Below are 13,268 nucleotides of genomic sequence, written 5' to 3'. Positions count from 1 at the left end.
CAACAATATTTTAGGGATATCGATGGACTTCGAAATTACCCGTGACCTGAGGAACGAGTTGTTGAACCGGAGGGAGCTCGCGTTTACCCTCACCTTTGACGGCCCGACGCCCTCGCGGAAGAGCATTCAGGAGAAGCTCGCCGCGATGCTGAACAAGAACGACAACCTTATCGTACTGGACCTCGAGCGGACCCGGTTTGGAAAGATGGAACTTCTCGGCCGCGCCCGGGTCTACGACGACGAGGAGAGCAAGAAGTCGACCGAGCGGGAGTACCTGCTCAAGCGCGGCGAGCCGAAGGCCGAGAGCGAGGCATAAGCATGGCAGCCAAGAAGAAGCAGGAGTCGACCAAGGTCAAGAGACACGAACTCTACGAGGTCAAGGGCGACAAGGTAGTCCTGCAGAAGCGGCACTGTCCCCGGTGCGGCCCCGGCGTGCTGATGGCCGAGCACAAGGACCGGGCGGCCTGCGGCAAGTGCGGTTACACCGAGTTCCGCAAGTAGGTCTTCACCTCCTGATACCAAAATACGGCCCGGCCGCACTCTTCGGCCGCGGTCGATCTTTTTCACACACCGTAATGGAGCGACACCTGTTTTATGCCGGATGAAACGCCCGGGGAAGGGCTCGTGCTGGGGCTTGAAGGGACCGCATGGAACCTCAGTGCCGCCCTCTTCGGCGACGACCTGGTTGCCCTCCATTCGGCGCCCTATGTCCCTCCAAAAGGCGGGATCCATCCACGAGAAGCCGCGCAGCACCATGCCTCGGTGATGAAGGAGGTCGTCTCCCGGGTGCTCACGGGACCGGAACGGATCCGGGCTGTCGCGTTCTCGCAGGGACCGGGCCTCGGCCCCTCCCTCCGGACGGTGGCGACCGCCGCCCGTGCCCTCTCAATAGCCCTCGGCGTGCCGCTCGTCGGCGTCAACCACTGCGTGGCGCACGTCGAGATCGGCAGATGGGCGACCGGGTTCTCCGATCCCATCGTCCTGTACGCGAGCGGCGCGAACACCCAGGTGCTCGGGTACCTGAACGGCCGTTACCGGATATTCGGGGAGACACTGGATATCGGGCTCGGGAACGCGCTCGACAAGTTCGCCCGGTCCCATGACCTCCCGCACCCGGGCGGCCCGATCATCGAGCAGCTGGCCCGCCAGGGCGACTACATCGAGCTCCCCTACACGGTGAAAGGGATGGACCTCGCCTTCTCCGGACTCGTCAGCGCCGCCCAGGAGAGCCCGGCGGCACTTGAGGATGTCTGCTTCGGCCTGCAGGAGACCGCGTTTGCCATGTGCGTCGAGGTGACCGAGCGGGCGCTCGCGCATGCGGGGAAGGACGAGGTCCTCCTCGTCGGCGGGGTCGGGGCGAACGCACGGCTGCAGGAGATGCTGCGGGTCATGTGCGAAGACCGGGGAGCGGCGTTTGCCGTCCCGGAGCGGACCTACCTCGGGGACAACGGCGCTATGATCGCCTACACGGGCAGGATCATGCTGGAGCACGGGGTCACGCTTCCTCTCGAGGAGTCGCAGATCCGTCCGGGCTTCCGGGCGGACGAGGTGGAGGTCGTCTGGCGAGAAGAGCCCGGCGAGATCTTTGCCACCGGGCGCGAGGACGGGGGCGTCGCCCGGGGCGCGGAGGCGGTCGTGGAGATCCGGGAGGACGTGGTGGTCAAACACCGGACGACCAAGCACTACCGGAATCCCCGCCTCGATACGCGGCTGATCGAGGAACGGACCCGTGCGGAGGCCCGCCTGATCGCGACGGCCCGGCGAGCGGGCGTCCCCACCCCGGTGATCCGGGACATCACCGCCGATACGATCGTCATGGAACGGATCGAGGGCGAGGTGCTGAAGTACGTCACCGGACCGGAGACGATCCGCCTTGCCGGCGAGGCGGTCGGGAGACTGCACGCGGCGGGGATCGTCCACGGCGACCTGACGACGAGCAACATGATCGTCCGCAACGGGCAGTGCGTCCTGATCGACTTCGGGCTTGCGTCCACGTCGCCGGAGGTCGAGAGCCGCGGCGTCGACCTCCATGTCTTCTTCCAGACGCTCGAGAGCACCACGGAGAACTTCGAGGAGTTGAAAGAGGCCTTCATCGAGGGGTATGCCGGGGCGTTCGGGGGGGCAGACGAGGTCCTCTCCCGCGAACATGAGGTGGAACTCCGGGGGCGCTACCTGTGAGGCTCACGGTGGTGACGAGCAACGCCAACAAGGTGCGTGAGGTGGCCGCCACCTTTGCAGGGGTGCTGGAGGTCGAGCACGTTGCGCTCGAGTGCCCGGAGTTCCGCCACGTCGACGTCGGGGAGGTCGCCCGGGGCAAGGCGGAGTACGCCTACCGGGCGCTCTCCCGCCCGCTGATCGTCGATGATACCGGCCTCTTCATCGACGCGCTCGGGGGGTTTCCCGGCGCGTGCGCCGCCTACGTCCACGACACCATCGGGAACGCAGGCATCTTGAAGCTCATGGAGGGTGTCGAGAACCGGAACGCTCACTTCGAGACGGCGATCGCGTTCGCCCGGGAGGACGGCATCCGGGTCTTCCGGGGGGTCCTCCCGGGGACGATCGTCGCCCCGCGGGGAGCGGAGGGGTTTGGCTACGACCCGATCTTCGCCCACGCCGGACGAACGCTTGCGGAGATACCACTCGCCGAGAAGAGCCGGATCTCCCACCGGGCACGGGCGCTCGAGGCGTTCCGTGCATGGATCGAGCGGGAGTACGCGCCCTGACAGAACAGTTAATAGGACCGAGAACGCATAGTACCCATCTGACAAGTGGTGTTTTCAACATGGCAAGATTTCCCGAAGCTGAAGCACGTCTGCTCAACGTAAAGATCTGTATGAAATGCAATGCCCGGAACGCAATCCGCGCGACCCGCTGCCGCAAATGCGGTTCGGAAGAACTCCGGCCCAAGTCCAAGGAACGAAAGGCGTAACGCTCTTCTGCGTTCTGCATACGGGTGCTCCCGGTCGCGGCGTCCCGGGAGTCCGGTATACTCTTTTTTCAGGCGGTGTTACCGGGAGAGCAGTCCGGCATCAGGCGCTGTAATACGTGACTCTTCTGCCCTCTTCGCTATACTCGCCACGGTAGGTCTCGATGTTGCGCTTGTAGCCGATCCGATCCGTAAAGCCGAGGTCGCGGAGCCGCTCGCGGAGCCCCATCACGTCGGCCTCGTCCGCCCAGTCACGGGTGTAGACGTAGATGACATACCGCTCGTCGCGTGAGTCGGGGTTCGGTTTGGCGGTGCTGACCTTTGCGGAGATCCCGAGCGCCCCCTGCGCGGTCCCGTCCCGGACCTTCCGCCACGCCTCGTCCACTTCGTCTGCGGGAACAAAGATGAGCCATTTCCCGACCTGCTCGTCATCGAGCCCTCGCTGTGCGGGCCCGGGGGCATCCTGGACGATCCAGTATATCCGGGTCGTCTTTGAGGGGAGAACCCCTTCGCCGGCCCGGATCGGCGCAGAGATCGCGCTGATATCGCCAAACCGCCGGAGAAGCGCTCCGGCGAACTCGGGATAGTCCTCCCGGAACCGCTCGAAGATCTCACGGGCGTCTTCTTCAAAATCGGTCTCCTGCTCGACGAGTTCAAACAGGTGCGAGCCCCGGGCATGGAGTTCTCGGTTGAGGTAGACCTCAAAGATACCGTATGCGATCTCAGCAAGGGACTCCGGGTCGATCTCTTCCATACCTAGTGGTATCTGCCGGAGGAGTAAAAAAAATGCCGAACCGGTGCCGGCCCGGAGCGGTCCACCGCACCGTGGATCGCCTCCGGGAGGGGGCGCCTGGAGGGAGGGGCCGGATCCTGGTTCCAGCGCGAGCCTCCGGGAAAACTCAGGCGCAGGTCTTAAGAGATCGCCGGTACAACAATTACCCGCCATGAAGTGGACGCGCGACTTCGGTCTCACGATGAGGATGCTGTTAACGTCGTTTCTGCTCCTCATAGTCTACCTGATCTTCCTGGGCGTCCTTTCCGCCCTTGGATTCCCCTTTGAGTTCCTTCTGCTGGTAGCCGCCGGCATGGCGTTCCTCCAGTACTTCTTCTCCGATAAGCTGGTGCTCTGGAGCACCGGCACCCGGATTGTGGAAGAGGATGAATACCCGGAACTGCACCGGATGATTGAGCGTCTCGCCGCCGCCGCCGACCTCCCGAAGCCGCAGGTCGGGGTCATGCCCTCGCCGGTGCCGAACGCGTTTGCGACCGGGAGGAGCCCGAGTCATGCCGTGGTGGCGGTGACCGACTCCATCATGCGGATGCTCACCCCCCAGGAGCTGGAGGCGGTGCTCGCCCACGAGATGGCGCACGTGAAGAACCGGGACATGCTGACCCTGACGATGGCGAGTTTCATATCGATGCTTGCCTTCCTGATCATGCGCAACTGGCTCTTCATGAGCCTCTTTGGCAACCGTGACAGCAACAACGGGGGCGCGCTGATCCTGGTCTACGTCGTCTCGATCCTGGTCTGGGTCGTGAGCACCCTGCTCACCCGGGCGCTCTCCCGCTACCGGGAGTTTGCCGCGGACCGGGGCAGCGCCGCCCTGACGAACAACCCCCGGGCGCTGATATCGGCGCTCCAGAAGATCAGCGGCCGGATGGACTATGTTCCGGCCGAGAAGAAGCAGGAAGTTGAGGGCGCAAACGCCTTCTTCATCATCCCGGCGCTCTCGGGCAACACCCTGATGGAGCTCTTCTCCACGCACCCGTCGCTGGAGAAGCGGGTCGCCGCTCTCGAGGAGCTGGCCGCCGGGACCCGGTAACCCTGAAGAATACCCTTTTTTCGCACGTTTCAGGAACGGTGGCGCACCGCCGTCATTCATCCCCGATGAGGGCACCGGCCGTCTCTGTGACCCGATGGTCACTCAAGCGATCTCGATGGCTGGAATCGGGTGGTAAGTGGCCAGCACGGGCATCCAGGGCTCCAGATTATTATTTACAAAAATATATATAACGCGGAGACCTCCAGATATCCGCTCAGTCAGTCAGATGGCCCGACTCAGAATGCTCCCGCACTCAGTCGGGCAATCCAGCATTCAGCGCTGTACCTGCGTTATGCAGGAGCAGTCCAGCCAGGCGACGAGAAGACCCGCTTTCACCATACCGAATACGCGAGCCCCCCTTCAGTCATGAGCATCCGGGCGCAACAGAGAGAGGTGATTAAATTGGTTTTGAGAAAAGTTTCCGGCATTCTTGCCGTTCTATGTCTTCTTACCCTGACCGGGACCGGTCTTTTGGTCTCGGCTCAGCCGCTCGGCGCCGATCTCGAGCTTGAGTTGCCGATAGACACCATGGAGGTCATAGGAGAGTACAACGTCACGATCGATCCGGCGGAGAACTTCACGATCGAACCCGTCAACCTCGACGCCCCCCTCGAGGTGAGGAGGGACACTCCGGCAGGCGCACTCGATGCGGCTTCCCGGTCGGGAGGAGCGAACGCCACGGCTCTGAACTACACGACCTACTACTACACGATCAGCCAGCGGCTGGCCGTCGACAGCATCAACGAGTACGTGTACCAGGACGATCAGTTCTGGCTCGTCCTCAATGACCTCAATGAGACGTTCTACGAGACGAACACCGATGCTCTGGCGCACAACCTCTCCGACGGTGAGACGTTCTGGTTCATCTACTGCAATCTCTCCGATTTCGACCCCGAACGCGAGCAGATCATCGAACGGGCCGTCGCAGGGCTGTCGATAACGGTTACGTTTGGTGAAGGGAATGCGACACCCATACCGACGGGTGACGGGAACGTCACACCTACACCGGTGGTCGATGGGAACGGAGCATCCGTGCCGGCGGTTGCCGGAAACGCAACACCCACACCAACGGCCACTGGTGAGCAGAACGGTCTCTTTGAGGTGATCCGTGGCGACGACAACCTCTCCTTCATGGCAAGTCTGCTCAACGCAACGAACCTCCCGGCAACGCTCCAGGGCGATGGGCCGTACACGGTCTTTGCACCCCAGAATGATGCGTTCGGCAACCTCTCGCCCGAGGTCTTCACCGGCCTGCTCATCGACGAGACCGAGCGGACCCGGGTGCTCTCGAACCACGTGGTCAACGGCAGTTATACGGCCGCCGAACTCCGGAACATGACGGAGGGTGGCAACGCAACGAGCCTCACGACACTCGCCGGGGTGAACCTGACGGTCTCGGTGAACGGGAGCGTGCTGATGATCGATAACGCCACGATCAGCGGGCCGGAGGTCAACGCGAGCAACGGCGTTGTCCACGTTATTGATACGGTGCTGGTCCCGCCGGCGAGTGTAGCCCCGGTGGAGACCGTGGCTCCGGCGACGAATGTGACTCCGACGGTGAACCCGATCGTGAACATGACCGAACTGCCGATGGGGGCCATATAACCGGCCCGGGTGAGGGGACAGGACTCTTAAGGGTGGGATGAACGATTGAACGGCACCAGGCATCTCGTGGTTGCGATTGCGATTCTGGCGCTCTGCACGGTCGGGACCGTATCCGGGAGCGGACCGGGGGGTCAGGTCTGGACGGACGGAACCCCCCTCATCCACGCCATCCATGAGGAACCGGGCGGCCTCTTTGAGTATGTGACGGAAGGGGGCGGCCGGAAAGCCTACACTGCGGGCAACTTCACGCCGGGGGATGTGAAGTCGTTCGTCTGCACCGACTTCGCAACCGATGAGGAGTATCCCGTCAACGCCACCTGCAGGGCAACCGGGGAGCACTGCTACCTGTTTGTCGAGGAGAACAGGATGGTTGGAGAGAGCGCGATCCAGCGTCTCGTGGAGACCTTCGACCGCGTCGTCCACCCCACGATCACCGGGACGTTCGGCAACGAGACCGGGGTCGACGAGGACCCCCGGGTCTTCATCCTGCTCCTCGACATCCGCGACGGTCCGGGAGACAACGCGACGGATCTCTCTATCGTCGGGTATTTTGACGGCAGCGTCGAGAACAACCTGGACATCATCTTTCTCGATGCCGATGCACGGGAGGAGGAGATGAGCTCGACGCTTGCTCACGAGTTCCAGCACCTCGTCCACCACTCGCACGACCCCCACGAGAGGACATGGGTCGATGAGGGGTGCAGCGGCTACGCGGAGTACCTCTGCTCTGGAAGCGAGAACCGGGCGAAGGTCCAGGCCTTCAACCGCCATCCCGGGACTCCCCTTGTGGTGACCGACGGCCGGTGGGCCCGCTCGGAGGGCGCGATCAACCAGGCGCATTACGGGGCGAGTTTCCTCTGGACACTCTACCTTGCGGAGAACTTCGGGGACCGGTCTGGAAGCCCGGACGGGGGATCGTTCCTTGCGAGCCTCGTCGCGGATAACCGCACCGGCATATCGGGGGTCAACGCAACGCTTGAGCGGCACGGTCACCCGGAGTCGTTCGGTGACGTCTTCAAGCGCTGGGTGGTTGCCAATTACCTCGATGCCGAGGGGAGCGAGCCGCCGCTCGGATACGCCGGGATCAACCTCACCCGGTACCCGCAGGCAACCGGCCGGATCGACCTCACCGGAGAGGCCGGGGGGGTGCATTCGTTCCCGGAGGCGGATCTCCCGTCCTGGTCCGCGGCATACTACGAGGTAGGTGCAGATGATCCCGGCGCGGTCTCGTACGCGAACGACCGGGATTTCTGGATGGAGAGGGTCGTGAACCGGAACGGGGATGCGGTCATCGTCGTCTCGCCCCTCGGCGACCGGGGGAGATTCGTCCTGACGGTTGCGGAGGGCAACCTGACCGCCCCCGATCCTGCGGCGGGCTGACGGGGAGCGGGGTCCCGCGCCCGGAGATATGTTAATAACTCATAACGCCAGAATTGTATAGACGTACCAGTACGCATCGATGGTCTAGTGGTATGACTTTGGCCTTCCAAGCCAATAGCCCGGGTTCAATTCCCGGTCGATGCATGGGGCTCGTGGTCTAGCTGGTTATGACGTCGCCTTCACACGGCGGAGGTCTCGAGTTCGAATCTCGACGAGCCCATGAATCTTCCTTCTTTTGTGAAATAAGAACTAAATTGTGTGGCGTTATCTTTCGGAGTTCAGAAACGGCGCTATCTAGCAATCGGGACACATTAACGCCGGTGTTCTTCAGATACTCGTGATTCTCAGGATCAATCGACAAATTCAACCGGGGCCTAACTCGGCGCGGTTTGCTTGTTTTCCTCTTTTCTCTCTTTTCCATGTATCTTTTCTCCTGTCCGCACATGTGTGCACACATGCGCACACATTTGTATGCGTTAGGCTCTGCTTGGAGGCTCTTAAAATGGGCGGGTCAAAGGTGGCGGGGTGAAAAAGGGGGATAGTTTGACACTCGCTTTTTAAATGGATATAATTGCCATCTATTGACTTATGAAGCATATCAACGCGAAGGGAGAGGTCTTTCAGCAAACGTCGGTCCGTATCCGTGAGAACGTCTACCTCCTCGCAAAGGATGAGAAGATCCCTATGTCGGAGGCTGCAGAATAGGGCGTGATCGCCGCGCTGCGTGCGTGAGGCGTCAAGGTCTGAGGGAGGCGGATGACGAAATACGAGATCGTATACGCAGAGACGGCAGTAAAACACCTTGATGCAATTGAGCATGGAGATGGCGAGTATTTAGCAAAAATCATCCAGAAAATAGAGCTTTGCCTGGGTGAACACCTCTTCGACCGGATCGGACTATGCAACAAGAAAAAACTGAAAGGGAAGGAGAACACTCACAGGCTACATATTCAGAGGAAATACACCGTGTTTTACAAGGTGATGGGGGCGAAAGGAAACAGGTTTGCTCAAGTTCATCTGATCATGGGTTTCGAGGAGGCACACCAGATGTATCCGCACATCGATTTATAATCCATATTTCTTTTTTATCTCAGCATGAGTATATTTCCGACCGTTTCCCGCTCTCTCCATGTCTGCATCAAGCCTGTCGATACCGGCCTGGATTTCAGCCTGAGTAAGGGCTCTTTCAGGCGCGGTCTTCGGGGTTGCCTTCTTCCGCTCGACTACCGTCTTCGTCGGCATACAGATGATGTCGGTATCTGGGGGGATATAGTTTTGGGGGAGGAACACTTTCACACCGGGACCGCGGCCACTATCTCATCCAAACCCCCTTTGGGGTGCCGTACACCGCGGATGTCTCGCCGACGATCGGACGGATGCGGCACCCCACGCCGGAACATCCCGGCAACAGTGTGCTTTACGTCATAGGCGATCTGCCCTCTTCTCCCAAGAGAAACGAACATATAACCTCTTTTTCTGTCCTCCGGGAAAACTAAGAGCGGAAACCCGGAGACAAGCAGAACTGCCATCAGACTAATGTGGACTGAACCCCTCTCTTCCCCGCCTTCTTCTCGGAGCGTATCCGCTCAAGCGTGACCTCCCTCGCCTCGATGATACCAAATATTGCACCGTTGAGACAGAGGGCATAATCGGCAGGGCCGCTCCCGGTCGGGTACTCCTCGACGGCACACCGATCGTATGCACTGAGCGAACGTCCTTCTCTGTAGGGAACGACATCCCAGCCGGCCGCCCGTAGTTTCGGATCGATCCTCGATTTACGGGTCAGATACTCGTTTTCACTCATCGATGAGGTACATGGAGGGCGGTAATTCACTAAAATGCCAATCGGTTTGATCCTGGAATCTGGTTTACCGATAGATTAACTTTTTGATATTCTCCAGGCAAAGTGGCTCAATTGTTCCCCCGATCCGGCCATAACCGGAAGCAACGGAGCGCCTATTAACAAGAAAAAGTAGGCCTGCCGGGAGGGTAAACTTTCAAATACCCTGGCTTTCGGTCTAGATCCTCGTACAGAAAAGGGTAACAACATCACGAAGGAAGAATTAGAAATGGATGATTTACCGGAGGATGAAATCTGCAGGGGAAGAATAGATGGGGGGAGTGCTGCCGTCAGGCTGTTGACTCAAGATATTTGTACAGAAGATACGCACCGACGATGATCAGCCCCAACGTCACGAGTGTCTCAAAAGTGACATCCTGCGCCTGTGGCTGTTCCACTACAACATAGCGTCGTAATTCATCCTGCTCTGTCGGAGTCAGCGCGGTATGTTGGGACTTGCCGAGCAGATACTCCATCCTCTCGAGTTGCGCGGGCAGTAACGGCATCACATATCCCCTCCTTGCTTCTTGTAGGTGTCTTCCGATTCGCGAAGACCTGCTTTCTTTAGCATTTCAGAAGTTGTCTGCAATACTAATATATCTTCCTTCAAGTGGGAAAGCCGGTCCTGAAGCCTCCTCTCGACCTGATCCATTCTAGTCCAGATCTCCTTGTTAGCCTGATCCTGTTTGCTCTCAAAGGACTCCAACCGGGCATTCGCAGTATCTATCCGGATGCTACAGTTCTCATTCTTTATATTCCAGTTTTCGATGGATTTGGCAATGTTTTCTGTTTTAGCATCCATGAGGTTCCTGACTTCTTCCTTATGCTGGTAAAACGCCCGATATGACATCAAAAATTGTCCCAGCACCAGTATAATGAGACTGACGAGAAGTGCCCCCACCCATTGATCAGGGATTTCCATGACAGGAAGCTCGATCCTCAAAGATTTATGAGTATCCAAATCAGCCCGCACGAGGATAACATCTGAAATGCGCCAGTTCGGGCACCCAGGGTTATTCAGTCAATTTATGTCATGATTGCGAAATAGACCGATATAATATAGTTATCTAATTATTGCTTTTCTAGCATTCAGAATTACAACTATCAGGGATCTAAACGAGTCAGGTCCTCCTCCGGAACACGTACAGCGTGGCAAAACTCTTTGCCAGCACCTTATATCAGACGGCGACGGCGGGTAGGGCAGATGAACAAAGGAACAAAAGGCGTTGACGGATGCTCTCGCTATGTCCTCTGATGTGCGGCGGACAGTATCCCTTACATATAAAACCCGTGCCGATCCTGATAACAGAGTGAGCCCACACCCCCATCAAACATAGAAACGCCGGAGCCACTACAGACCCGGGAACGGCCAACAGAATCAGTCGTTCTTTTCCTGAAGGCAATACACCGACATTAACGCCTCCCGGTTGCAAAATTCGTCGCAAGGAATGTACTTCCGGTAGGGGAGATCGTTCTTGTCGGGGTGAACCAAAAACCTTCATCCAGAGCGTTGCCGGGCGGTGAAATCAGGAGGGGGCTCATAAACAATAATGCCGCATGAAACTCCGCCACGCTCAAGCCTTTTCATGTATACAGCAATTCAGGGTTTTAATCCAGGTTTCAACCTGATTCCGGGGCTAAACGTCAGATAATACCCGATCGTTACAAGCAGGGTGTCTATAATGATCCTGGACAACACATCGATCAGATAGCCGGAGAACAATAAGGGCATAAAAAGAAGGAACGTAGCCCAGTTAACCCCAAAGATCAGGAATCCAAACTTCGCTGCTCTACGCTCCAGGGACAACGTATCCCCGGTATTCCCAAGCAAAATACTGACTGCCCCGATACAGGCACCCATGAGGAGCGTCCAGAAGAACGTATAAACCGGGCCTGTCTGGTATCCGGATTGGATCGCTCCGGTGACATATGCAGCATATCGTCCGATTAAGAATACCCCTGCGAATATGGATACGGCCATCAACTTCTGTCGAAGAGGAAACGGCTTTACCGCAGCATTCTCTCCGTTCCCGGCATTTAGCAGACTCAATAGAACCGCCATCAAAAAAACAGGTATTGCATCACTGAGGCCGACCACGAATTCGTTCATAATTGGGTTGCCAAACAGGGATACCCCTTCCAGCATGGCAAAGAGCCAGATCAGCGCGATTGCAGACCCGTACCGCACCCCTTTTTTTACGCCCTCTCCCGGAATCACATTTCTGATGCGGCAATAAACATAGGCAGCACCGGAGAAAGAGAGTAGCGCCCAGAGAGAGACGGTGATCTCCGTACCGAGCAACTCTGCCACCATGCTATAGTTTGGATTCTCAGGCATGGTACTGTATGCGCTTGTGACAAGATGGAGAACGATATCAAAGAGTACGCAAACCACGACAACGGCTGCAATTTTTACCCGTTTGCCAGTTTTCATACTATAGACGCTCCCTCTCCAGGCCAGCTGCATACATTCAAGAGGCTGATACAGCGGCAGACCGATCAACGTTTTTAAAGATTTGAAAGTTTATTCCATTGCGCTGGTATACCTGACAGACCTTTTTGCATGGACACAATCCCTCTTTGATCATTCAGGAAATATGCCTTGCTAAATTCCTCGATAAAGGTTGTCAACCCCGCTCCCCTTCTCCGGACTATTCTCTACAGTACGCAAGGTTCTGAAGAAGATCCGAAACCGACATATCGGGCTCAGATCCGAAACGGGCCGCTTCATAACGTGACCTTCACACGGCAAAGGCTTCGTGTTCGAATTACGACGGGCCCATCGTTCTTCCTTCTTCTGCGAAATTAAGACCTGGTTGCATGACGGCATAGATGAAGGGGAAAGGAACTTTTTTATATAATTAACAGGTTTCGCCCCCTGATGAGACTGCAGGCCCCGAACAACAGCACGTCAAAAAGGTCGCCATACCTCTTTTTTGTATTGGTTTACGCTCTTTCTATTCCCCTCTGGGTGCTCAATGTCATTTACCCAATACACCTTCCCGTGGACAATCTCCCCGTGACGGATATGGTGGCCACGTTTACCCCGTTGATAGCGGCATCCATCCTCGTATACCGGGAAGAGAGCCTTTCGGGGGTAAAGAATCTCTTAAAAAGGACCTTCGATTACAGGAGGATCACGAAGAAAGCCTGGTATATCCCCATCGTCCTCATGATGCCGATCATCTACGTGCTGACCTACGTGATAATGCGTCTCATCGGCCTGCCGGTCCCGGCTGTCTGGAACCCGCCCCTTCTGACACCCCTCCTCTTTGTTGCGTTCTTCTTTGCCGCTACGGGCGAGGAGATCGGCTATACGGGATATGCCACCGATCCCATGCAGGCCCGGTATACCGCACTGACGGCCAGCCTCATCATCGGGTTGATCCATGCCGTATGGCATGTCCCGTCGGCGTTCTCAATCGGCTACTCCCCGGGATTGTATATCTGGGGAGTAATTGTACTGGGCGTGAGCTTCCGGGTTCTGACCGTCTGGATCTACAACAACACTGGAAAGAGCGTCTTTGCAGCCATACTCTTCCATGCCGTGACCAATACCGGAAGGAGCATATTTCCCGGCAGCCGTTCGGCGTTCGAACTCTACGACGGGGCTATCGGCTACGGGCTCATTGCTATCGTGACTGTGATCGTGGTGTATGTATGGGGAGCAAAGACGCTGGCACGGTTCAGGTAC

Annotated in this window: 16 protein-coding genes and 2 tRNA genes; 12 read left to right on the top strand and 6 right to left on the bottom strand. The window is 57.9% G+C overall.

Going from position 1 to position 13,268, the window contains the following annotated elements; genetic code table 11:
* Window positions 1–22 precede the first annotated feature (22 nt).
* The 5 genes from V6K60_RS00340 to V6K60_RS00320 all read left to right on the top strand — a co-directional run bounded on the left by V6K60_RS00340 (window position 23) and on the right by V6K60_RS00320 (window position 2,929).
* The gene (locus tag V6K60_RS00340; RefSeq protein ID WP_332448519.1) at window positions 23–316 is read left to right on the top strand and encodes a 30S ribosomal protein S24e; all 294 of its coding nucleotides are present in this window, start codon (window positions 23–25) and stop codon (window positions 314–316) included.
* 2 nt (window positions 317–318) lie between these two features.
* Entirely contained in the window at window positions 319–501 is a 183-nt protein-coding gene (locus tag V6K60_RS00335; protein WP_332448518.1) for a 30S ribosomal protein S27ae, read from the top strand.
* A 93-nt stretch (window positions 502–594) separates the two neighbouring features.
* The gene (locus V6K60_RS00330; RefSeq protein ID WP_332448517.1) at window positions 595–2,178 is read left to right on the top strand and encodes a bifunctional N(6)-L-threonylcarbamoyladenine synthase/serine/threonine protein kinase; all 1,584 of its coding nucleotides are present in this window, start codon (window positions 595–597) and stop codon (window positions 2,176–2,178) included.
* Window positions 2,175–2,723, top strand: coding sequence for an RdgB/HAM1 family non-canonical purine NTP pyrophosphatase (rdgB, locus tag V6K60_RS00325; protein ID WP_332448516.1), 549 nt, complete (start codon window positions 2,175–2,177; stop codon window positions 2,721–2,723). The genes V6K60_RS00330 and rdgB overlap by 4 nt, the downstream gene beginning before the upstream one ends.
* Window positions 2,696–2,929, top strand: coding sequence for a 50S ribosomal protein L40e (locus tag V6K60_RS00320; protein WP_332448515.1), 234 nt, complete (start codon window positions 2,696–2,698; stop codon window positions 2,927–2,929). The genes rdgB and V6K60_RS00320 overlap by 28 nt, the downstream gene beginning before the upstream one ends.
* A 100-nt stretch (window positions 2,930–3,029) precedes the next feature.
* Here V6K60_RS00320 and V6K60_RS00315 read toward each other — a convergent pair whose 3' ends face one another.
* Window positions 3,030–3,680: a putative phosphothreonine lyase domain-containing protein gene (locus V6K60_RS00315; RefSeq protein WP_332448514.1), complete on the bottom strand. Its 651-nt coding sequence runs from the start codon at window positions 3,678–3,680 to the stop codon at window positions 3,030–3,032.
* A 190-nt stretch (window positions 3,681–3,870) separates the two neighbouring features.
* Between V6K60_RS00315 and htpX the strand changes: the two genes are divergently transcribed.
* From htpX to V6K60_RS00285, 6 genes are all read left to right on the top strand, one after another.
* Complete coding sequence (gene htpX / locus V6K60_RS00310) at window positions 3,871–4,749, top strand: zinc metalloprotease HtpX (RefSeq protein ID WP_332448513.1); 879 nt, start codon at window positions 3,871–3,873, stop codon at window positions 4,747–4,749.
* 408 nt (window positions 4,750–5,157) lie between these two features.
* Entirely contained in the window at window positions 5,158–6,354 is a 1,197-nt protein-coding gene (locus tag V6K60_RS00305; protein ID WP_332448512.1) for a fasciclin domain-containing protein, read from the top strand.
* A 45-nt stretch (window positions 6,355–6,399) separates the two neighbouring features.
* Entirely contained in the window at window positions 6,400–7,734 is a 1,335-nt protein-coding gene (locus V6K60_RS00300) for a hypothetical protein (RefSeq protein ID WP_332448511.1), read from the top strand.
* Between the two features lie 73 nt (window positions 7,735–7,807).
* Window positions 7,808–7,878 (top strand) — tRNA-Gly (locus V6K60_RS00295).
* A 2-nt stretch (window positions 7,879–7,880) separates the two neighbouring features.
* Window positions 7,881–7,954: transfer RNA gene (locus V6K60_RS00290), tRNA-Val, on the top strand.
* 536 nt (window positions 7,955–8,490) lie between these two features.
* Entirely contained in the window at window positions 8,491–8,805 is a 315-nt protein-coding gene (locus tag V6K60_RS00285; protein ID WP_332448510.1) for a type II toxin-antitoxin system RelE family toxin, read from the top strand.
* Here the strand turns inward: V6K60_RS00285 and V6K60_RS00280 are convergent.
* From V6K60_RS00280 to V6K60_RS00260, 5 genes are all read right to left on the bottom strand, one after another.
* Window positions 8,800–8,976, bottom strand: coding sequence for a hypothetical protein (locus V6K60_RS00280; RefSeq protein ID WP_332448509.1), 177 nt, complete (start codon window positions 8,974–8,976; stop codon window positions 8,800–8,802). The genes V6K60_RS00285 and V6K60_RS00280 overlap by 6 nt on opposite strands.
* 286 nt (window positions 8,977–9,262) lie before the next feature.
* Window positions 9,263–9,538 (bottom strand): hypothetical protein, encoded by a 276-nt coding sequence (locus tag V6K60_RS00275; RefSeq protein ID WP_332448508.1) that lies wholly within the window; start codon window positions 9,536–9,538, stop codon window positions 9,263–9,265.
* Between the two features lie 326 nt (window positions 9,539–9,864).
* Window positions 9,865–10,083: a hypothetical protein gene (locus V6K60_RS00270; protein ID WP_332448507.1), complete on the bottom strand. Its 219-nt coding sequence runs from the start codon at window positions 10,081–10,083 to the stop codon at window positions 9,865–9,867.
* Entirely contained in the window at window positions 10,080–10,496 is a 417-nt protein-coding gene (locus V6K60_RS00265) for a hypothetical protein (protein ID WP_332448506.1), read from the bottom strand. Before V6K60_RS00265 ends, V6K60_RS00270 begins: the two co-directional genes overlap by 4 nt.
* 678 nt (window positions 10,497–11,174) lie before the next feature.
* Entirely contained in the window at window positions 11,175–12,008 is an 834-nt protein-coding gene (locus tag V6K60_RS00260; RefSeq protein WP_332448505.1) for a hypothetical protein, read from the bottom strand.
* Window positions 12,009–12,455: 447 nt separating this feature from the next.
* Between V6K60_RS00260 and V6K60_RS00255 the strand changes: the two genes are divergently transcribed.
* Window positions 12,456–13,268 (top strand): CPBP family intramembrane glutamic endopeptidase (locus V6K60_RS00255; protein WP_332448504.1); only part of this gene is annotated, 813 nt, incomplete at its 3' end.

The sequence above is a fragment of the Methanoculleus sp. genome, from assembly GCF_036677455.1.
Classification (GTDB): Archaea; Halobacteriota; Methanomicrobia; order Methanomicrobiales; family Methanoculleaceae; genus Methanoculleus.
Note: the sequence above shows the minus strand (reverse complement) of the source record. Positions and strands in the feature narration are given on the sequence as shown.

What these genes read in the sequence shown, in the direction of transcription:
- V6K60_RS00280 (WP_332448509.1), bottom strand. Translation starts at nt 8,976, where the DNA reads ATGCCGACGAAGACGGTAGTCGAGCGGAAGAAGGCAACCCCGAAGACC.
- V6K60_RS00285 (WP_332448510.1), top strand. Translation starts at nt 8,491, where the DNA reads ATGACGAAATACGAGATCGTATACGCAGAGACGGCAGTAAAACACCTT.
- V6K60_RS00265 (WP_332448506.1), bottom strand. Translation starts at nt 10,496, where the DNA reads ATGGAAATCCCTGATCAATGGGTGGGGGCACTTCTCGTCAGTCTCATT.
- V6K60_RS00335 (WP_332448518.1), top strand. Translation starts at nt 319, where the DNA reads ATGGCAGCCAAGAAGAAGCAGGAGTCGACCAAGGTCAAGAGACACGAA.
- V6K60_RS00315 (WP_332448514.1), bottom strand. Translation starts at nt 3,680, where the DNA reads ATGGAAGAGATCGACCCGGAGTCCCTTGCTGAGATCGCATACGGTATC.
- V6K60_RS00340 (WP_332448519.1), top strand. Translation starts at nt 23, where the DNA reads ATGGACTTCGAAATTACCCGTGACCTGAGGAACGAGTTGTTGAACCGG.
- V6K60_RS00260 (WP_332448505.1), bottom strand. Translation starts at nt 12,008, where the DNA reads ATGAAAACTGGCAAACGGGTAAAAATTGCAGCCGTTGTCGTGGTTTGC.
- V6K60_RS00320 (WP_332448515.1), top strand. Translation starts at nt 2,696, where the DNA reads ATGGATCGAGCGGGAGTACGCGCCCTGACAGAACAGTTAATAGGACCG.
- V6K60_RS00275 (WP_332448508.1), bottom strand. Translation starts at nt 9,538, where the DNA reads ATGAGTGAAAACGAGTATCTGACCCGTAAATCGAGGATCGATCCGAAA.
- V6K60_RS00330 (WP_332448517.1), top strand. Translation starts at nt 595, where the DNA reads ATGCCGGATGAAACGCCCGGGGAAGGGCTCGTGCTGGGGCTTGAAGGG.
- htpX (WP_332448513.1), top strand. Translation starts at nt 3,871, where the DNA reads ATGAAGTGGACGCGCGACTTCGGTCTCACGATGAGGATGCTGTTAACG.